This window comes from Paraburkholderia sp. LEh10, assembly GCF_017814945.1.
In the GTDB taxonomy this organism is placed as follows: Bacteria; Pseudomonadota; Gammaproteobacteria; order Burkholderiales; family Burkholderiaceae; genus Paraburkholderia.
On sequence record NZ_JAGIPX010000004.1, the window covers coordinates 56101 to 76011 of the forward strand.

At 64.1% G+C, this 19911-nt stretch carries 20 protein-coding genes; 7 read left to right on the forward strand and 13 right to left on the reverse strand.

Features of this window, described 5'->3' with window-relative positions; genetic code table 11:
- The first annotated feature begins 176 nt into the window (after positions 1 to 176).
- Together J8I87_RS04455 and J8I87_RS04460 are read left to right on the forward strand one after the other, a co-directional pair.
- Positions 177 to 1265, forward strand: coding sequence for a C40 family peptidase (locus J8I87_RS04455; protein ID WP_209930410.1), 1089 nt, complete (start codon positions 177 to 179; stop codon positions 1263 to 1265).
- A gap of 148 nt (positions 1266 to 1413) precedes the next feature.
- Positions 1414 to 2220, forward strand: coding sequence for an SDR family NAD(P)-dependent oxidoreductase (locus J8I87_RS04460; RefSeq protein WP_209930246.1), 807 nt, complete (start codon positions 1414 to 1416; stop codon positions 2218 to 2220).
- A 22-nt stretch (positions 2221 to 2242) separates the two neighbouring features.
- Here J8I87_RS04460 and J8I87_RS04465 read toward each other — a convergent pair whose 3' ends face one another.
- The 9 genes from J8I87_RS04465 to J8I87_RS04505 form a co-directional block, all read right to left on the reverse strand.
- Positions 2243 to 3253, reverse strand: coding sequence for an inorganic phosphate transporter (locus J8I87_RS04465; protein ID WP_209930247.1), 1011 nt, complete (start codon positions 3251 to 3253; stop codon positions 2243 to 2245).
- Positions 3253 to 3879 (reverse strand): DUF47 domain-containing protein, encoded by a 627-nt coding sequence (locus J8I87_RS04470; protein WP_209930248.1) that lies wholly within the window; start codon positions 3877 to 3879, stop codon positions 3253 to 3255. The genes J8I87_RS04465 and J8I87_RS04470 overlap by 1 nt, the downstream gene beginning before the upstream one ends.
- 149 nt (positions 3880 to 4028) lie before the next feature.
- Positions 4029 to 5417, reverse strand: a complete 1389-nt coding sequence (locus J8I87_RS04475; RefSeq protein ID WP_209930249.1) for a replicative DNA helicase — start codon at positions 5415 to 5417, stop codon at positions 4029 to 4031.
- A gap of 171 nt (positions 5418 to 5588) precedes the next feature.
- A complete protein-coding gene (gene rplI, locus J8I87_RS04480) occupies positions 5589 to 6041 on the reverse strand; it encodes a 50S ribosomal protein L9 (RefSeq protein WP_209930250.1) in 453 nt (150 codons plus the stop codon).
- A gap of 27 nt (positions 6042 to 6068) precedes the next feature.
- Positions 6069 to 6344, reverse strand: coding sequence for a 30S ribosomal protein S18 (rpsR, locus tag J8I87_RS04485; protein ID WP_012400321.1), 276 nt, complete (start codon positions 6342 to 6344; stop codon positions 6069 to 6071).
- 2 nt (positions 6345 to 6346) lie between these two features.
- Entirely contained in the window at positions 6347 to 6646 is a 300-nt protein-coding gene (priB, locus tag J8I87_RS04490; RefSeq protein WP_054926851.1) for a primosomal replication protein N, read from the reverse strand.
- Positions 6647 to 6711: 65 nt separating this feature from the next.
- Complete coding sequence (gene rpsF / locus J8I87_RS04495; protein ID WP_087735835.1) at positions 6712 to 7086, reverse strand: 30S ribosomal protein S6; 375 nt, start codon at positions 7084 to 7086, stop codon at positions 6712 to 6714.
- 224 nt (positions 7087 to 7310) lie between these two features.
- Positions 7311 to 8231: an anti-sigma factor family protein gene (locus tag J8I87_RS04500; protein ID WP_209930251.1), complete on the reverse strand. Its 921-nt coding sequence runs from the start codon at positions 8229 to 8231 to the stop codon at positions 7311 to 7313.
- A complete protein-coding gene (locus J8I87_RS04505; RefSeq protein ID WP_313063820.1) occupies positions 8221 to 9060 on the reverse strand; it encodes an RNA polymerase sigma factor in 840 nt (279 codons plus the stop codon). Before J8I87_RS04505 ends, J8I87_RS04500 begins: the two co-directional genes overlap by 11 nt.
- Before the next feature lie 157 nt (positions 9061 to 9217).
- Between J8I87_RS04505 and J8I87_RS04510 the strand changes: the two genes are divergently transcribed.
- Complete coding sequence (locus J8I87_RS04510) at positions 9218 to 10111, forward strand: metallophosphoesterase family protein (protein ID WP_209930253.1); 894 nt, start codon at positions 9218 to 9220, stop codon at positions 10109 to 10111.
- Between the two features lie 13 nt (positions 10112 to 10124).
- A complete protein-coding gene (locus tag J8I87_RS04515) occupies positions 10125 to 10502 on the forward strand; it encodes a cupredoxin domain-containing protein (protein WP_209930254.1) in 378 nt (125 codons plus the stop codon).
- 13 nt (positions 10503 to 10515) lie between these two features.
- On the opposite strand, the gene J8I87_RS04520 is transcribed toward J8I87_RS04515, so the two are convergent.
- The gene (locus tag J8I87_RS04520; RefSeq protein ID WP_209930255.1) at positions 10516 to 11427 is read right to left on the reverse strand and encodes a LysR family transcriptional regulator; all 912 of its coding nucleotides are present in this window, start codon (positions 11425 to 11427) and stop codon (positions 10516 to 10518) included.
- A 203-nt stretch (positions 11428 to 11630) separates the two neighbouring features.
- Here J8I87_RS04520 and gcl point away from each other — a divergent pair, with 203 nt between their 5' ends.
- From gcl to J8I87_RS04535, 3 genes are all read left to right on the forward strand, one after another.
- Complete coding sequence (gcl, locus tag J8I87_RS04525; protein WP_209930256.1) at positions 11631 to 13406, forward strand: glyoxylate carboligase; 1776 nt, start codon at positions 11631 to 11633, stop codon at positions 13404 to 13406.
- A 124-nt stretch (positions 13407 to 13530) separates the two neighbouring features.
- Positions 13531 to 14331 carry a hydroxypyruvate isomerase gene (gene hyi, locus J8I87_RS04530; RefSeq protein WP_209930257.1) on the forward strand — a complete coding sequence of 267 codons (801 nt, stop codon included), beginning with the start codon at positions 13531 to 13533 and terminating at the stop codon, positions 14329 to 14331.
- 85 nt (positions 14332 to 14416) lie between these two features.
- On the forward strand, positions 14417 to 15325 hold the full coding sequence (locus J8I87_RS04535) for a 2-hydroxy-3-oxopropionate reductase (RefSeq protein WP_209930258.1): 909 nt from the start codon (positions 14417 to 14419) through the stop codon (positions 15323 to 15325).
- Positions 15326 to 16706: 1381 nt separating this feature from the next.
- Here J8I87_RS04535 and J8I87_RS04540 read toward each other — a convergent pair.
- From J8I87_RS04540 to J8I87_RS04550, 3 genes are all read right to left on the reverse strand, one after another.
- Complete coding sequence (locus J8I87_RS04540; RefSeq protein ID WP_209930259.1) at positions 16707 to 17762, reverse strand: asparaginase; 1056 nt, start codon at positions 17760 to 17762, stop codon at positions 16707 to 16709.
- A 105-nt stretch (positions 17763 to 17867) separates the two neighbouring features.
- Positions 17868 to 18794, reverse strand: coding sequence for a CysB family HTH-type transcriptional regulator (locus J8I87_RS04545; RefSeq protein ID WP_209930260.1), 927 nt, complete (start codon positions 18792 to 18794; stop codon positions 17868 to 17870).
- A gap of 54 nt (positions 18795 to 18848) precedes the next feature.
- Entirely contained in the window at positions 18849 to 19907 is a 1059-nt protein-coding gene (locus J8I87_RS04550; protein WP_209930261.1) for a sulfate/molybdate ABC transporter ATP-binding protein, read from the reverse strand.
- Positions 19908 to 19911 lie beyond the last annotated feature (4 nt).

A 19911-nucleotide genomic window follows, 5' to 3' on the forward strand; every position in this document is an offset into this window, starting at 1 on the left:
GATGCGGCTTTTTATTTGCGGGCCAGCTTCCCGCCTAATCGATCCGGTCGCAAAAAGTGACATTTAGCGCGTAAAGTTCAAGTAGCTCTTCAGGAATTCTTGCGGGAGCCCCGTCACACGGGCTACCATCGGGCATCACCGGCTTCTGGCGGGCGTCGTTGCTCGCGTTCGCTTGCATGTTCCGCCTCGCGCTGTCACTGTTCGTCGTCGCCCTGCTCGCCGCCTGCTCCGGCGCGCCGCAGAAGACCGTGCGCGGCTCGGGCGGATCGTATGCATCGTCGGGCGGCGCGTATCGCACGACGCCCCCGGGCTTTCCCAACTTCGTCGATCACAGCATCGGGCGCGAGGAAATCTCGATTCAGGCGATGAGCCTTGTCGGCGTGCCGTATCGATGGGGCGGCAATACGCCCGATAGCGGCTTCGATTGCAGCGGCCTCGTTCATTACGTCGTCCAGCGCGCGGCTTCCGTGAACCTGCCGCGCACGACGGCCGACATGAGTTCGCGCGGCGAATCCGTCGATCCGGACGAAGTCGCGCCCGGCGACCTGATTTTCTTCAACACGACGGGACGGCCGCATTCGCATGTCGGCATTTACGTCGGCAAGCTGCGCTTCGTCAACGCGCCTTCGACGGGCGGCACCGTGCGGCTCGACTATCTGACCAATCCCTACTGGGCGAAGCGTTTCGACGGCATTCGCCGGGTTGCGCCCGCCTTGGGCAAGCCGACGACCACGCCGTTCGACGCGCCCGGCTACCAGGCGGCGGCACCGGCGTCAGCGGCGCCCGCCGCTGCGACCGCCGCTGCGCCGAGGCCAGCGCCCGCTCGCACGCAGCCGACGCCGCTCGAAAATGCCGGCACTTCCGTGCCCACGGCGACGGCCGCCGCCACCGCGGACCCATTCGAGCCGCCGCCTGCCGGCACCAGCACCGCGCAGATGCAAGCGCGCAGAGCGGGCGCGGTATCGCCGACGGTGACGGCCTCGCCCGCGGGGTCGGCGGCGGACTTGCAGATCCCGCTTGCGTCGACGGCACGCGTCTACGGCCCCGCGACTTCACAAGCCGCCGATCCCATCGACGCCGCGGCCGATGCCTACGAGCCGCCTCCACCCGCCGCCGTGGCCGCGCGCCAGGCCCGTCAGGCGCAGTCGTCGCCCGACTCGGGCGGCGTGCAGATCATGCGCGCGTCGACGGGGTCGCGCCCCGTTCCCGCCCCCACGCACACCAACGACGACCCGATCGCGGGCTTCGCCAGCAGCAGCTATTGATCCCGCGACGCGCATAGCGGTCATCAGCCTTCTGGCGCGGCCCCCGACATCGTCAACTCGCCGTCGAGCCCGATTCGCCACCCGCCGCGGCGCGCCTCTGCTATCTTTTGACGGTATCTCAATATTTCCCTAACGGCGGGTGACGACGATGGATCTCGGACTCAAGAACAAAGTGGTCCTGATAACGGGCGGCAGCAAGGGCATCGGACTCGCATGCGCGCGGGCTTTCGCGATGGAAGGCGCGAAGGTCGCGATCGTCTCGCGCGATCCCGCCAATCTCGCGCGCGCACGAGAGCAGCTGTCGAGCGAAGGGCTGCACGTCCATCTGACGCGCGCTGATCTGCACGAGCCGCACAGCGCCGCCGACGTCGTCGAGGAAGCGACGGGCGCCGTCGGACCCATCGACATTCTGGTCAACAGCGCGGGCGCCGCGCGCCGCTACGATCCCGAAACGCTCGACGCCGACGCGTTCAAGGCGACGATGGAAGCCAAGTACTTCCCGTACATCTACCCGCAGCAGGAAGTGCTCAAGCGCATGACCGAGCGCGTGAAATCCGGCGAGGCAAAGGAACCCGGAACGATCGTCAATATCATCGGGATGGGCGGCAAGATCGCGAGCGACATTCATATCGCAGGCGGCGCGGCGAACGCGGCGCTGATGCTCGCGACGGTGGGCCTCGCCCACTACTACGCGCGTTATGGCATACGCATCAACGCGATCAATCCGGGCGCGACGCTGACCGAGCGCGTCGAGGAAGCGCTGAAACTGGAAGCGTCGCGCGAAGGCATCGAGCCCGCCGAGGCGCTGTCGCGCGGCCAAGCGCGCGTGCCGCTCGGACGCTTCGCGAAACCGGAGGAGATTGCGGACGTCGCGCTGTTCCTGGCGAGCCGCCGCGCGAGCTATGTGACGGGCGCGATCGTCCCGATGGATGGAGGCAGCGCGCCGCTGATCTGAGCGGCGCGCCGCTTTCGATACGTTAGAGGAAGCGGTGGCCGAACCACCAGCCGGCCGCCGCGAGCACCGCGGACGCCGGAATCGTCAGCACCCACGCCCACACGATATTGCCGGCGACACCCCAGCGCACAGCCGACAGCTTCCGCGTCGCGCCAACGCCGACGATCGCGCCCGTGATCGTGTGCGTGGTCGAAACGGGAATGCCGAGGAACGACGCGACGAACAGTGTGATCGCGCCGCCCGCCTCCGCGCAAAAGCCGCCGACAGGCTTGAGCTTCGTGATCTTCTGGCCCATCGTGCGCACGATCCGCCAGCCGCCGAACAGCGTGCCGAGCCCCATCGACACATAGCACGCGCCGATCACCCACAGCGGCGGCGCATCGGCCGTGGCCGACGCGTAGCCCGTTGCGATCAGCAGCATCCAGATGATGCCGATGGTCTTCTGGGCATCGTTGCCGCCGTGGCCGAGGCTGTACAGTCCCGCCGACAGCAGCTGGAACCGGCGAAAGCGCCTGTCGACCTTGCTGGGCGGCGTGCGGAAGTAGATCCACGAGACGAGCAGCATGAAGAACGAGCCGAGCACGAAACCGAGCAGCGGCGACACGAAGATAAACGTGACGGTCTTCAGCAGCCCTTCCCAGTTGAGCGCGCTCCAGCCGGACTTGGCGAGCGCCGAGCCCACCAGCCCGCCGATCAGCGCATGCGACGAACTGGACGGAATACCGTAGTACCACGTGACGATGTTCCAGCCGATCGCGCCCGCCAGCGCGCCGAATACGACGTAATGGTCGACGATGCCGGGATCGATGGTGCCTTTGCCGACCGTCTGCGCGACCTTCAGGTGAAAGATGAAATAGGCGATGACGTTGAACGCGGCCGCGAACGCGACGGCCTGTTGCGGCTTCAGCACGCCCGTCGAGACGACGGTGGCGATCGAATTCGCCGCGTCATGGAAGCCGTTCATGAAGTCGAAGACGAGCGCGACGACAACGAGCGTCGCGACCGCCCAGATGGCGAGTTGTATCGAATGCATTACGCGTTTTCCAGCACGATGCCTTCGATGATGTTCGCCACGTCCTCGCACTTGTCCGTGATGGCTTCGAGCAGCTCGTAGATCGCCTTCAGTTTGATCAGCGTCTTGACGTCGTCTTCTTCGCGGAAAAGCTTCGACATCGCCGCACGCAGCACGCGATCGGCTTCCGATTCCAGACGGTCGATGTCTTCGCAGGCTTTCAGAATGTCGCGCGCCTGCTTCATGTCGGACAGCATGCCGACGGCAGCTTGCACGCGTTCGCAGGTTTTCGTCGAAATATGCGCGAGCTGGCTCGCCTCCGACGTGACGGCTTGCACGTCGTAGAGGGAAATGGCCGTGGCGACGTCCTCCATCAGGTCGAGGATGTCGTCCATCGTGGTGATCAGCTTGTGGATCTCGTCGCGGTCCAGCGGCGTGATGAAAGTCTTGTGCAGCAGATCGATGGTTTCGTGCGTGAGTTTATCGGCGGCTTTTTCGGCCGTTTGCACGTTTTGCTTGTGGACATCGGCGTCGCCGAGGTTATCGATCAACAGTTCGAGCTCGCGGCTGCCCGCGACGATGTGCTTCGCGTGAGCGTTGAAGATTTCAAAAAAATTGCCCTCAGTGGGCATGAATCGACCGAACATTGGGTTCCCAGAAAGTGGTCACGGTGAGGCTGTCATAAAGCCGCAATATTGTACCGTTCCATGCCCTTTCGGGTATTGCGCGCGATGCTCCTTTTGGCACGCGCGCAACGGCAAGCGCAGCCGGGTTTTACCGTTTGCGCCTCGTTGTGCTACTCGCCGCCGTAGAAGTTCTGCGGACCAGCAAAGTTGTCGAATTTCGTGAATTGACCGTGGAATGTGAGGCGAACGGGCCCGATCGGGCCGTTACGCTGCTTGCCGATGATGATTTCCGCGGTGCCCTTGTCAGGACTGTCGGGGTTGTAGACTTCGTCGCGATAGATGAACAGGATCACGTCCGCGTCCTGTTCGATTGCACCCGATTCGCGCAGGTCCGACATCACGGGGCGCTTGTTGGGGCGCTGTTCCAGACCACGGTTCAACTGCGACAGCGCGATCACGGGAACGTCGAGCTCTTTGGCGAGGCTCTTCAGCGAACGCGAGATTTCCGAGATTTCCGTCGCGCGGTTTTCGCCCGTCGAGGAGCCGCTCATCAGCTGCAGGTAGTCGATGATGATGAGGCCGAGCTTGCCGCATTGACGCGACAGACGCCGCGCGCGCGAGCGCAGCTCCATCGGGTTGAGGCCGCCCGTTTCGTCGATGAAGATCTGCGCTTCGCTCATTTTCTGGACGGCGTGCGTGAGCTTCGGCCAGTCCTCGTCCGTCAGTCGGCCCGTGCGCATGCGGTGCTGGTCCAGCCGGCCGACCGATCCGAGCATACGCATGATCAGCTGCGTGCCGGGCATTTCCATCGAGAAGACCGCGACGGGCAACCCGTACTCGACAGCCACGTACTCGCCGATGTTCATCGAGAATGCCGTCTTACCCATCGACGGACGCCCCGCCACGATGATCAGTTCGCCGCCGTGCATGCCCGACGTCATCCGGTCGAGATCGACGAAGCCCGTCGGTGTGCCCGTCACGTCGCTCGGGTTGGCCGTGTGGTACAGCGTGTCGATGCGCTCGACGACCTGCGTGAGCAGCGGACCGATCTCGAGGAAGCCTTGCGTGCCGCGCGCGCCATCTTCCGCAATCGAGAAGACCTTCGATTCCGCTTCGTCGAGCAGCTGCCGGACTTCCTTGCCTTGCGGATTGAAGGCATCGGCGGAGATTTCATCGGCCACCGACACGAGACGCCGCAGCACCGCGCGATCCCGCACGATTTCGGCATAACGCCGGATGTTCGCGGCACTCGGCGTGTTTTGCGCGAGCGCGTTCAGGTACGCAAGCCCGCCCACCTCGTCCGCCTTGCCCGACGTCGACAACGCTTCATAGACGGTCACGACGTCGGCGGGGCGCGTCGCCGCGATCAGCCTGCCGATGTGCTCGAAGATGATGCGGTGGTCGTAGCGGTAGAAGTCGCTTTGCGAGAGGAAGTCGGCGATGCGGTCCCATGCGCCGTTGTCGAGCAGCAGGCCGCCCAGCACCGATTGCTCGGCCTCGATGGAATGGGGCGGGACCTTCAGCGACTCGATTTGAGGATCTTTCGACGGTGCGTTCATGGGGTGGAATTATCGGGCAAAGTGGGACAGCGGCAAAGCGCCGAAAACGCGACGCATCAGGCGGGTTAACGGCTGTTGCGCGGAATAAAAAAGGCAGAGGCCGGTTTCCCGGCCCCTGCCCTTCATCGCCAGAAATTTCCTGGCGACTCTACTTCTTGTCCTAGCGACGACTTAGACGTGCTCGCCCAGTACCGACACCGTGACGTCAACCGTGACGTCCGTGTGCAGCGAAACGTGCACGGGATGATCGCCGACCAGCTTCAGCGGGCCTTCCGGCAGACGCACTTGCGCCTTTTCCACTTCGAAGCCCTGCTTGGACAGCGCCTGGGCGATGTCCGCGTTCGTGACCGAGCCGAACAGACGGCCGTCCACCCCTGCCTTCTGCGCGATCTGAACCGTCAGACCAGCCAGCTTTTCGCCTTGAGCCTGAGCAGCCGTCAGCTTTTCAGCAGCGAGCTTTTCCAGTTCTGCGCGGCGAACTTCGAATTCGGCGATCGCTTCCTTCGTGGCGCGGCGAGCCTTCTTGTTCGGGATCAGGAAGTTACGTGCATAGCCGTCCTTGACCTTGACGATGTCGCCCAGGTTGCCGACGTTCACGACTTTTTCGAGAAGAATGATTTGCATTCGGATGCTCCTTGTGACGTCGTCGGGTTAGGCCTTGTGCTGATCGGTGTACGGCATCAGCGCGAGGAAACGCGCGCGCTTGATCGCCGTGTCGAGCTGGCGCTGATAGTGGGCCTTGGTACCCGTCAGACGTGCCGGCGTGATCTTGCCGTTTTCGCCGATGAAGTCCTTCAGCGTATCGATGTCCTTGTAGTCGATCTGTTCGACACCAGCTGCCGTGAAACGGCAGAACTTCTTGCGCTTGAAGAGCGGGTTTTGTTGCTGACGACGCTTGTCGAATTTCTTACCAGTCGGGCGGGGCATGTTCAGTCCTTTCCAATGTCCTGCAATTCTGTGATGTGAAACACCAGAGTTCTCGCGTTGCGGCTTTTCTTCGCCAGGAAGCCGGTGAAGAGCGTTTCGACGCCCATCTCAACCCGCTCCAGCCTGCCGCTCGCCTCGCCGGCCGCGACCGCCTGCATGGTCAGCTCGACGGTTCGGGCGATGCCCGCTTCGACGACCTGCGTGCGGTGTTGCAACGTACAGCCTGCAATCGGAACGCCGGCGGGGGTGTACCGCACCGGTTCGCGTTCCACGACGCTTGCCGTGAGTTGCAGCCGATTCATCGATTCCTTTTACGAACCTTGTTGACGAGAGCGGCGCGTGACCCTGATGGCTTAATGGTTCTGCTTTAAGCCTGCGCTTCGGTCGACTGCGCTGCAGCCGCCTTCTTGGCTTCTTCGCGCTGCACTTCCTTCATCATCGGCGACGGGCCGGTTTCGGCCTTCTTCATCTTGACGATGAGGTGACGCAGAACGGCGTCGTTGAACTTGAACGCGTGTTCCAGCTCGTCGAGCGTAGTCTGGTCGCATTCGATGTTCATGCAGACGTAGTGAGCCTTCGCGAGTTTCTCGATCATGTAGGCCAGTTGGCGACGGCCCCAGTCTTCGATACGGTGGATCTGGCCACCGTGCGACGTGATCGTGGACTTGTAACGCTCGATCATCGCGGGCACTTGCTCGCTCTGATCGGGGTGCACGATGAAGACGATTTCGTAATGACGCATTACACACTCCTTGTGGATTGAAGCCACCCGGGCGTCGGAACCGGTGCGGCAAGTGAGAAGCCGAAGAATATAACCCGAATCGGCCCGACTTGCAAGATAAAGCTTGAAGTGCGGGACTGATTCGGGTGTATTTTCAACGACTTAAGGCTGGCTCGGGGCGACTTGCGGCGTCGCCCGATGGGCTCGAACGGCGTTCGGCCCGCGGTGGCAGTGTCCGATCCGGCTCAACTTCCCGAATAAGGCGTGCCGGGGTCGGCACCGTGCAGCCGCGCCGTCAGCGCGGCCTGCAGCGCGCCCAGCGATTCCGGCGCGGCGTCCGTCACGGCCCACCACATCATGCCGTCGTCGCGCCAGCGTGCGACGGAATACCCGTCGCGCACGAGTGCCGGGCCGGGTTTGCCCGCCGACCGGTCGTCCTCGGGGAACACGTAGACGTCGATCACGTGTTTCGCATGCCGGTAGGTCAGCACGGCGACGCGCCGGTGCCCGACATAGTCGAGCCGCCCGCCCGCCAGCGGAAACCCGCTCGCGGCCAGATCCTCGACGGGCGGCGCGTAGTCGAGCTTGCCGTTGAACCAGGGCTTCACGGTATGCTGATCCGACGACACGACATCGATATCGTGTCCCGACAGTTGTGCGCGCACATGGCTCGCCACCAGTTCGTCGACGAGCGGCAGCGGCTCGCCCGTGCGATGCAGGCTCACCGCAATGCCCGCCGCGACGAGCGCGCACAACGCCAGCGCGAGACCGCCGCGCCAGGCGGCACCTACGTGCGCTCCCCCTGCGCCTGCACCCGCCAGCGACCCGAAGCCGCCGCCCTGGCCCTGCGGCAGCCGCAGCCAGTCGAGCCAGCCTTTGCGTTGCCTCGCGCGCGGCTCTGATCGCCCGATGCGTTCGCGCGCCCTCTCCTCGGGTTCGGCGAAGTCGGCGGGCGGCAGCGCCGCCATGATCCGGGCGCGCAGATCGTCCGGCGCGCGATGATAGGTCGCCGAGCGCACCGCGCCCTTCATCGCCCGCACCATTTCGCTCTCCCTTCGGCAAGCATCGCAGGTTTCGATATGCCGCTGCACGTCGCGCGATTGCGGCGGCGTGAGTTCATGGTCCGCATTCGCATCGAGAAGCGGCCGTGCTTCGTTACAGTCCATCTGGCGCCTCCTGTGCGATACCACCCGGCAACGCGCCGGGAGCGTGCGACATCCAGCCGCTTGCCGTCTTTCTCGTGGGGTCGGATGCGGGACCGCCTGAGGGCGGCCCTTCGGCAGCGCTGCCGTCACGCGCCGGACGAACTGTCCGGGCCGACGCGCGCACGGCGGGCCGCGCCCCCGACACATCGTCGCCCCCGTCCGGCGCGCGCTGCACAGCGCCTCCATCGCGCGCGCCGCTCGCCTGCCGCGCGCTCCCCTTCGCTTGCAACGACGTGATCGCCGTCGCGAGTTTCCGGCGCCCTCGCGCGAGCCGCGACATCACGGTGCCCACGGGCAGATCCGCAATCGTCGCGATCTCGCGGTAACTCAACTCCTCCAGTTCGCGCAAAATCAGCACCTCGCGATATTCGACGGGCAACTGTTCGAGCGCCTCGTGCACGAGCCGCGTGTCTTCGTCGCGGATCATCAGCGCCTCGGGGTCCGGCGAGCTCCCGCTCCAGCCTTCGAACGTCTCGTCATCGAGGTTCTCGTCGAACTCGACGGTCGCGTTCACGCCGCCCGAGCGCCTGCGCCATTCCGTGTACCACGTGCGCCGCACGATCGCGAGCAGCCAGGGGCGCGCCGTCTCGCCGTGGAACGTGTCGAAAAAGCGGAACGCGCGCATGAACGCTTCCTGCACGACGTCGTCGGCGTCGTGCCCGTTGCCGCACAGCCAGCGCGCGAGGTTGTACGCGGCATCGAGATGCGGCAGCGCCATCTGCTGAAAACGCAGACTGCGCACCGCCTCGGCGCGCGCATCGCCTCCAGCGACTTTTCCCGTCTCACTCACCGATCGCCTCCAGGCTCGCCCAGACTTCACGGCTGCAAAACTCATCTGAAATCCAGTTTATTCCCGCCTTTCGCGCGCACCGCAAAAAATAAAATCCGGGAATAGGAAGCATGGCCTCGCGGTATCGCAAACGAGTCTTTCACTCGCGAGGACAACCATGCAAAGCACTCTGCAATGCCTCAAGCGCCGCGATTTCCTGCGGCTCGCGGCCGTCGGCGGCGCGGCGTTCGCGTCGGCGCTGCCCGGCTTCACCTATGGACGCGACGACGATTTCTATTTCGTCCAGTTGTCCGACGCGCACTGGGGTTTCGAAGGCCCCGGCGTCAATCCCGACCCGAAGGGCACGCTGCCGAAGGCGATCGCCGCCGTCAACGCGCTGCCCTCGCCGCCCGATTTCGTGATCTTCACGGGCGATCTCACGCACACCACGGACGACACCGCGGTACGTCACGAGCGCATGCGCCAGTTCCAGCAGATCGTCGCGCAATTGAAAGTGAAACCGCTCTATCTGATGCCGGGCGAGCACGACGCAAGTCTCGATGCGGGCGCCGCTTACAAGGAGCACTTCGGGCAGACGCACTATACGTTCGATCACAAGGGCGTGCATTTCATCACGCTCGACAACGTATCGGACCCGGCGGGCCGCGTCGGCGAGCAGCAGATCGCGTGGCTCGCCGCCGATGTCGACCGTCAGCCGCAGGACGCGCGCATCGTCGTCTTCACGCACCGGCCGCTCTTCGATCTCGCGCCGCAATGGGACTGGGCGACGCGCGACGGCGCGCAGGTGATCGACGTGCTGAGCCGCCGCAAGAACGTCACGGTGTTCTACGGACATATCCACCAGGAACACCATATGTTGACGGGCAGCATCGCGCATCACGCGGCGCGCTCGCTGATGTTCCCGCTGCCGCCCGCGATGTCGCAGGCGAAGAAGCTGCCCGTGCCGTGGGACGCATCGGCGCCGTATCGCGGGCCGGGCTGGCGGCAGGTGGAAGTCGCGAGAACGTCGGGCGCGCTCGCGCTCGATGAAATGCCGATCAGGACGTCATAACAGGGAGACCGCCATGCAGGCTTTTACGATCGAACGCAAGCGCAGGCGCCTCTTCACGCTCGCCGCGCTCGGCGCGGTATTGGCCGTCGCGGGCCGCTTCGACGCGCGCGCCGCCGAGCCGCGCGTCATCACGGTTCACGCGCGCAGGTTCGTCTTCACGCCGAACCAGATCAAGCTCGCGCCGCACGAACAGGTCGTGTTCGAGCTGACCGCGCAGGACACCGTCATGGGTTTCGCGATCCCGCAGTACAACGTGCGCGCCGATGTGCCGCCAGGCGCCGTCGTGCGCGTGCCGGCCCAAGCGGGAGCGGCGGGCACCGTCGATTTTCTGTGCGACATATTCTGCGGATCGGGGCACGAGACAATGAACGGGACGATCGTCGTGGGTTAGATATCGCGAATCGTCACGACGCATTCGCCCAATAATCCGGCCGCGCATAGACGTCTTTCAGATAATCGATGAAATAGCGCACTTTTGCGGGCACATAGCGCTGCTGCGGATACACGGCGAGGATGTCGTAATCAGGCAGCGCGTATTCGTCCAGCACCGTTTCGAGCTCGCCGCGCGCGAGCTGCTGATCGATCTCCCACGTCGAGCGCCAGCCGAGGCCGAGCCCTTCGGATACCCAGCGGTGCAGCAGCTCGCCGTCGTTGCAATCGAGTGTGCCGCCGACGCGCACCGTCGTCAGCTTGCCGTTGCGCCGGAAGTACCAGCCGCGGTTCTGGCCGCCCTGCAGGTTGAACGCAAGACAGTTGTGGCCCGGCAGATCTTCGAGCGTCTTCGGCTTGCCGTGCTTGCGGAAGTATTCGGGCGTGCCGCACACCACGCGCCGGTTTGTCGCGAGCTTCACGGCGACGAAGTTCGGATCGACGGCCCCACCGATGCGGATCGACAGGTCATAGCCTTCGCGCACCAGATCGACGACACGGTCGGTCAGATTGAACGAGACCTGCAACTCGGGCTTGTCTTTCATGAAATCAGGCGCGAGCGGCGCGACGTGCTTGCGCCCGAATGCGGCGGGCGCCGACACGATCAGATGCCCGTTGACGGAGCGCCGCCCCGCCATCAGTTCGTTTTCCGCCTGGTCCCATTCGCTGAGCAGGCCCCGGCAGCGTTCGAGAAACGCCGCGCCCTCTTCGCTGACGACGAGCCGCCGCGTCGAACGGTACATCAGTTTCACGCCGAGACGCTTTTCGAGCGCATCGATGCGCCGCCCGAGAATGACGGGCGACACGCCCTCTTCCAGCGCCGCCGATGCGAGGCTGCCCGCGTCGGCGACGCGCACGAACGTTTCGATCTGCTTGAAGCGGTCCATCTCTCTCTCTCCCGTCCCATCGAGCGCCCCGTCCGGCGGGCGTCTCCCGTGCTCGCGCGGTGATCGCGCGCAAATTGCATTCCATACTTTTTGTTTTGGAATAAGCGACCTTGACTGATCTTATCAAACCTTAGATGCAGTCTTAAAGTGTGTCCAACACCCATTCACGCCCCACCGGCATTCCAGACTTTCAGGAGACACACATGGCCAAGATGAGAGCCGTCGACGCAGCAGTGCTCGTGCTCGAAAAAGAAGGCATCGACACGGCTTTCGGCGTTCCGGGCGCCGCGATCAATCCGTTCTACTCGGCCATGCGCAAGGCGGGCAACATCAGTCACGTGCTGGCGCGCCACGTCGAAGGGGCATCGCACATGGCCGAAGGCTACACGCGCGCCGCGCCAGGCAACATCGGCGTGTGCATCGGCACGTCGGGCCCCGCCGGCACCGACATGATCACGGGCCTCTACTCCGCTTCCGCCGACTCCATTCCTATCCTCGCGATCACGGGCCAGGCGCCGCGCGCGCGTCTGTACAAGGAAGACTTCCAGGCCGTCGATATCGAATCGATCGCGAAGCCCGTGACGAAGTGGGCCGTCACGGTGCGCGAGCCCGCCCTCGTGCCGCGCGTGTTCCAGCAGGCGTTCCACCTGATGCGCTCGGGCCGTCCGGGCCCCGTGCTGGTCGATCTTCCCATCGACGTGCAGCTCGCCGAAATCGAGTTCGACATCGACACCTATGAGCCGCTGCCCCTCTACAAGCCCGCTGCGACCCGCAAGCAGATCGAAGCCGCGCTTACGCTGCTCAACGATTCGGCCAAACCGCTGATCGTCTCGGGCGGCGGCGTGCTCAACGCAGCCGCTGAAGACCTGCTCGTGCAGTTCGCCGAAACGGTCGGCGTGCCCGTGATCCCGACGCTGATGTCGTGGGGCGCGATTCCCGACGATCACCCGCTGATGGCGGGCATGGTCGGCCTGCAGACGTCGCACCGCTACGGCAACGCGACGATGCTCGCGTCCGACTTCGTGCTCGGCATCGGCAACCGCTGGGCGAACCGTCACACGGGCAGCATCGACGTCTACACGAAGGGCCGCAAGTTCGTGCACGTCGATATCGAGCCGACGCAGATTGGCCGCGTGTTCGGCCCGGACCTCGGCATCGTGTCCGATGCGAAGGCCGCGCTCGAGCTTTTCGTCGAAGTCGCGAAGCAATGGAAGGCAGCGGGCAAGCTGAAGGACCGCAGCGCATGGGTCGAAGAGTGCCAGGCGCGCAAGCGCACGCTGCAGCGCAAGACGCACTTCGACAACGTCCCCATCAAGCCGCAGCGCGTCTACGAAGAGATGAACCAGGTGTTCGGCCGCGACACCTGCTATGTGAGCACGATCGGTCTGTCGCAGATCGCCGCCGCGCAGTTCCTGCATGTGTTCAAGGCGCGCAACTGGATCAACTGCGGCCAGGCCGGCCCGCTCGGCTGGACGATTCCCGCTGCCCTCGGCGTGCGCGCTGCTGATCCGCAGCGTCCCATCGTCGCGCTGTCGGGTGACTATGACTTCCAGTTCATGATCGAGGAGCTGGCCGTGGGCGCGCAATTCAAGCTGCCGTACGTCCATGTCGTCGTGAACAACTCGTATCTGGGCCTGATCCGCCAGGCACAGCGCGCATTCGACATGGACTACTGCGTGCAGCTCGCGTTCGACAACATCAACGCGCCGGAAGTCGAAGGCTATGGCGTCGATCATGTCGCGGTGGCCGAGGGCCTTGGCTGCAAGGCGATCCGCGTGTTCAAGCCTGAAGAGATCAAACCCGCGCTCGAAAAAGCACAGTCGATGCTCTCCGAGTTCAATGTGCCCGTGATCGTCGAAGTGATCCTCGAGCGCGTGACGAATATCTCGATGGGCACCGAAATCGACGCGATCAACGAATTCGAAGATCTCGCCGTGACGCGCGCCGACGCGCCGAGCGCAGTCAGCCTGCTCGACTGAGCGACGCATCCGCCGTCTGCGCTTGATCCGGGCGGACGTGCTTCGAACGAAGCGCATCCGCCCGCGCCACGCTTTTCACGCTTTTCACGCTTTTCAATTTGACCGACCAGAGAGAAAAACAGACATGCCGAAATTTGCCGCGAATCTCACGATGCTATTCAACGAAGTGCCCTTCCTCGACCGCTTCGCGGCGGCCGCCGAAGCGGGCTTCAACGCTGTCGAATTTCTGTTCCCCTATCCGTATCAGATCGGCGAACTGTCGGAGCGTCTCGAGCAGAACCAGTTGAAGCTCGTTCTGCACAACCTGCCCGCCGGCAACTGGGAAGCGGGCGAACGCGGCATCGCTTCGCTGCCTGATCGCGTGGGCGAGTTCCAGGAGGGCGTCGGCCGCGCAATCGAATACGCGAAGGCGCTGAAGGTGCCGCAACTGAACTGCCTCGTCGGCATCCCGAAGGGCGTCGATGCCGACAAGGCCCGCGCGACGATCGTCGACAACCTGCGCTTCGCTGCCGCCGCGTTGAAGAAGGAAGGCATCCGGCTGCTCGTCGAGCCGTGCAACTCGTATGACATTCCGGGCTTCGCGTTGAACCGCTCGTCGGAAGGACTCGACGTGATTCAGGCCGTGGGTTCCGACAACCTGTTCCTGCAATACGACATCTATCACATGCAACGGATGGAAGGCGAACTCGCCGCGACGATCAAGAAGCACTTCGCGCAAATCGCTCACATCCAGCTCGCCGACAACCCCGGCCGCAACGAGCCGGGCACAGGCGAAATCAACTATCCGTTCCTGTTCGATCTGCTCGATTCGCTCGGCTATCAGGGCTACGTCGGCTGCGAGTACAAGCCGCGCACGACGACAGCGGAAGGCTTGGGCTGGCTCGAAAGCGTCGCGGGCGTGAAGCGCGCGCATGCGTCGGCCTGACCGCCCCATCTGACTTCGCGATAGCGACGACTTGCGGCGCCAAGCGAGCACATTTTTCGAACTTCATTACCTGGAGACTCACGCAATGGCAAAGATCGGTTTCATCGGCCTCGGCATCATGGGCGCGCACATGGCGCGCAACCTCATCAAGGGCGGCCACTCGCTGTTCGTCAACGGCGCGTACCCGGTGCCGGACGATCTAGCCAAAACGACCACCGTGGTCGCCGATTCGACAGCTGTCGCGCAAGCAGCCGACATCGTCGTGATCATGGTGCCGGACACGCCCGACGTCGCGAACGTGCTGTTCGCCGATGACGGTGTCGCGAAGGGCCTGACGAAGGGCAAGCTCGTGATCGACATGAGCTCGATCTCGCCGCTCGACACGCAGGCGTTCGCGAAGAAGATCAACGAGCTGGGCTGCGACTATCTGGACGCGCCCGTCTCGGGCGGCGAAATCGGCGCACGCGATGCGACGTTGACGATCATGGTCGGCGGCCCGCAAAAAGCCTTCGATCTCGCGAAGCCGCTGTTCGACCTGATGGGCAAGAACATCTCGCTGATCGGCGACAACGGGGCGGGACAGACCTGCAAGGTCGCGAATCAGATCATCGTCGCGCTGAACATCGAAGCCGTCGCGGAGGCGCTGCTATTCGCCGCGCGTTCGGGCGCCGATCCGGAGCGCGTGCGCAAGGCGCTGATGGGCGGCTTCGCGTCGTCGCGGATTCTCGAGGTGCACGGCGAGCGCATGACGAAGCGCACGTTCAACCCGGGCTTCCGGATCGAGCTGCATCAGAAGGACCTGAACCTCGCGCTCGACGGCGCGCGCAAGCTCGGCATCGCGCTGCCGCACACGGCGAGCGCACAACAGCTCTTCAGCGTGTGCGCGGCGAACGGCGGCAAGGCATGGGATCACTCGGCGATGGTCCGCGCGCTCGAAATCATGGCGAACTTCGAAATCGCGCAGTCGCCCGCTGCTGATCAGAAGGCTGCATAAGCGGCGAGGTTCTTCGACGCAACGACAGCTGCCGTGTGTGATTCACGGCAGCGCACAAGTGGGGCGCCCGGTCCGGCGCGCGGCACGCATCGGATCGGGCAAATCATGCCGCTCTGGGCTGAGAGCGGCAAGTGGGGTCCGCAGCGGCACCCGGCGATGCCGGGGAAGCCTTGGTCGGTCAGACGTCATCGTCGGGTGTCCTGCTGTCGGATTGCTCTTCTATTTTTTTGTCTGCGACGGCGTTGGTTTGGTTTGCGTTTGCGCGGGCATTGCGTGATGCGGTCTCGTTTGCCGCTGTCGCTGGCATCCGTGATAGCGGTCTGCTTTGCCGCTGTCGCTGGCATCCGCGATAGCGGTCTGGTTTGCCGCTGTCGCTGGCATCCGTGATAGCGGTCTGGTTTGCCGCTGCCGCTGGCATCCGTGATAGCGGTCTGGTTTGCCGCTGCCGCTGGCATCCGCGATAGCGGTCTGCATTGCCGCTGTCGCTGGCATGCGCGATAGCGGTCTGGTTTGCGCCGCTGCCGCTGGCATCCGCGATAGCGGTCTGGTTTGCCGCTGCCGCTGGCATCCGCGATAGCGGTCTGGTTTGCCGCTGTCGCTGGCATCCGCGATAGCGGTCTGGTTTGCCGCTGCCGCTGGCATCCGTGATAGCGGTCTGGTTTGCCGCTGCCGCTGGCATCCGCGATAGCGCCTCGCGGCGCGGGCGTTGCCCCTGTGCGGGGCGGCACTTACTTTCTTTGCCGCGGCAAAGAAAGTAAGCAAAGAAAGCCGCTCACACCGCCAATGCTGACGTTTATCCACGGGCTCTCGACGTCCCCGTACTTCGCACCACTAAGTGCTGACCTTGCCCGTTGCCAGCGCACTGACTGGCGCCTCACCCGCTTCGTGCACCTACGTTGCAAACCACGCCTTCGATTATCCAGCGCCCCTATGCGGCAAACCTATGCAGGCCTTCGCGCTATCAGAGCACCTTCGCTGCGCGACATGCCTGCTCGGTGCGGGCGCTGCCATGCGAGGCGCGACAACCAACATATGTTTGCCGCAAAAGGGCGATAAAACATCAGGGATGGTTAGCCGTTGTGCGAGCGCATGAAGTGGGTGAGGGTTAGTCAGCGCGTTGGCAACGAGCAAAGTCAGCACGCTGCCAGTCGAAGTGCGGGATGCTACGAGCCCGTGGACAAGGGTCAAGGGTTGGCGGTGTGAGCGGCTTTCTTTGCTTACTTTCTTTGCCGCGGCAAAGAAAGTAAGTGCCGCCCCGCACAGGGGCAACACCCGCGCCGCGAGGCGCATCGCGGATGCCAGCGCAAAGGCAAAACGAACCGCATCGCGCATGCCATCGACAGCCCCAGAAAAAGACGCAGACAACTTCGATCCGAAGGCCTCAATAACGATCGAAAACCTGCTGCAATGCAGCCGCCGTCGTGAGTCCCGCCGCCAGAGCAAGCATCAGCAGCACGCGCGCCTTGTAGGGATTCAACGCGCCCGCAGTGACGAACCCGAGCGCATCGTCGGCTGCCGCGCCGTTGTGCATCACGTGCCCCGAACCGACGCGCGACGAGCGCACGACCGCCACGCCCGTTGCCGCGGCTTCGGCGAGCGCCGTCTGCATAGCCGAGTGAATCGACCCGTTACCCGTGCCCGCGACGACGATCCCCTGCACGCCCGCCGCGACCAGCGCATCGATGGCGACACGCGACACGCCCGCGTAGCTCGTCACCACTTCGACGACAGGCCACGCGTCGCCGATCACGAACGGCGTCGCAAGCGTATGCGGGCGCACGACGCCGCGCTGAAACTCGACGCGTCCGTCCTGCACCCAGCCGAGTGCGCCGATTTCGGGCGACTGGAATGCATCGACGGCATACGTGCTCGTCTTCACGACATCGCGCGCGCTATGAATGCGATTGTTGAACGCGACCAGCACGCCCTGCCCTTTGGCTTCGGCCTTGCCCGCCACCGTCACCGCATTGAGCAGATTCAGCGGACCATCGGCGGACAACGCCGACGACGGCCGCATCGCCGCCGTCAGCACGACGGGCTTGTCGCCCTTGACGGTCAGATGCAGCAGATAGGCGGTTTCTTCGAGCGTATCGGTGCCGTGCGTGATGACGACGCCGTCGATCTCGTCAGAAGCGAGCAGCGCGTTGACGCGCTGCGCGAGCTTCGTCCATAGCGCAAGCGTCATGTCCTTGCTGTCGACGCTCGCGACCTGTTCGGCCTGCACGTTCGCCACCGACGCGAGCGACGGCACGGCGGCAAGCAGTTGCCCAACGCCGACGACGCCCGCCTGATAGCCCGACGTATTGGTCGCATCGGGGGCCGCGCCCGCAATCGTGCCGCCCGTGGCAAGCACGGCGATGCGCGGCAGCGCGGACGATGTTGAAGCAGAGGTGGTATTCATGGCGGCGATTGTAAGCGATGTGCGCACGGCCGCCATCGATGAATACGCGGGCCTTCTGCACGAAAGCCCGGCGGCGAAGAACGCCCTGGCTTAAGGCGGTATCGGACCGTACCGGGCCTTACAGGGCCGTATCGGGCAGTATCAGGCCGCCTCGCGCAACTGGCTCGCAATATCCGCTTCATGCAGCTGCGGCGCGAACATTTCGATCAGCCGGTACGCGTACGCGCGCAGGAACGCGCCCTTTCGCAAGCCGACGCGTGTCGTGCTCGCCTCGAACAGATGCTGTGTGTCGAGCGCGACGAGTTCGGTGTCGCGTTTCGGATCGAACGCCATCGCCGCGACAATGCCGATGCCCATGCCAAGCTCGACGTAAGTCTTGATCACGTCGGCATCGATTGCCGTCAGCACGACGTCGGGCATCGCCCCCACCTTCGCGAACGCCTGGTCGATATGCGAGCGCCCCGTGAAGTCCTGGTCGTACGTGACGATGGGATACTCGGCGATCTCTTCGAGCGTCAGGTTCTCGCGGCCGACGAGCGGGTGATCCTTCGGCACGACGACGACGTGATGCCACGAGTAGCACGGGAACGTGACGATGTCGGGATAGCGGTCGAGCGCCTCTGTCGAAATGCCGATATCCGCCTCGCCATTGATGATCATCTGCGCGATCTGCTGCGGGCTGCCCTGGCGCAGCGCGAGATGCACCTTCGGATAGACCTCGGTGAACTGGCGCACCACCTTCGGCAGCGCGTAACGTGCCTGCGTGTGCGTCGTCGCGACAACGAGGTGGCCGTTGTCCTGATCCGCGAATTGACGCGCGACGCGGCGCAGGTTCTCCGCATCGAGCAGCATCCGCTCGATCAGCTGATGCACCGCCTTGCCGGGTTCCGTGAGGCCCGTCAGACGCTTGCCGCGCCTGATGAAGATATCGACGCCGAGTTCGTCCTCGAGATCCTTGATCTGCTTCGACACGCCCGACTGCGACGTGTACAGCACGTTCGCGACTTCCGTCAGGTTCATGTTCTGCCGTACGGCTTCGCGCACGAAGCGCAACTGCTGAAAATTCATATCGATGTCTCCCGTTCAGCCAGAGTCAATTTGTTGTTACCGAATGGGATGCAATCAGTGCGCGGGAAACACGCGCAATGCACGCGGCACAGCCGTCACGCCATCGCCGACGGCAAGCTGCAGCTCGCGCCATGCTTCGCGATCGAGTTCCGCTTCGAGCACATGCCCTTCGCGCGCTTCGAGCTCCACGCGCACCGACCCGCCCAGCGTCACCACGCGCCGCACGCCGACCACGATGCCATCGCGACGCCCCGACGCCTCGCGGTACAGCACGAGATCGTGCGGACGCACATAGGCGAAAGCAGGACCCTCGAAGTTCGCTTCGATCGCGATCGGCTGCAACGCGCCATCGACGACGAAGCCCTTGCCGTCGACGCTGCCATGCAAGCGGTTCGCCGCACCAAGAAACTCATAGACGAATGACGTCTGCGGATGGTCATACACCTCTTGCGGGCTGCCCACCTGCTCGACCTTGCCGTGATTCAGCACGACAATGCGGTCCGCGACTTCGAGGGCTTCTTCCTGGTCATGCGTGACGAAGATCGTCGAGATATGCAGATCGTCATGCAGACGGCGCAGCCAGCTACGCAGCTCCTTGCGCACCTTCGCATCGAGCGCGCCGAACGGCTCATCGAGCAGCAGCACTTTAGGCTCGACAGCAAGCGCGCGCGCGAGCGCGATACGCTGCCGCTGGCCGCCCGACAGTTCTGACGGATAGCGCTGCGCGAGCCAGTCGAGCTGCACGAGCTTGAGCAGTTCGTGCACCTTCTCGCGGATCACGGCTTCGGACGGACGCTCGTTGCGCGGCTTCACGCGCAAACCGAACGCGACGTTCTCGAACACCGTCATGTGACGGAACAGCGCGTAGTGCTGAAACACGAAGCCGACGTTGCGCTCGCGCGCGCCCACTTCAGCGACGTCCTGGCCTTGCAGCACGACCTGGCCCGCGTCGGCGTATTCGAGGCCGGCGATCACGCGCAACAACGTGGTCTTGCCGCAGCCCGAAGGTCCAAGCAGGGCGACGAGTTCGCCCGGCGGAAAATCGAGCGAGACATTGTCGAGCGCGGTGAAATCGCCAAAGCGTTTTTGCAGATTGCGTACGGTGATGCCCATCTTT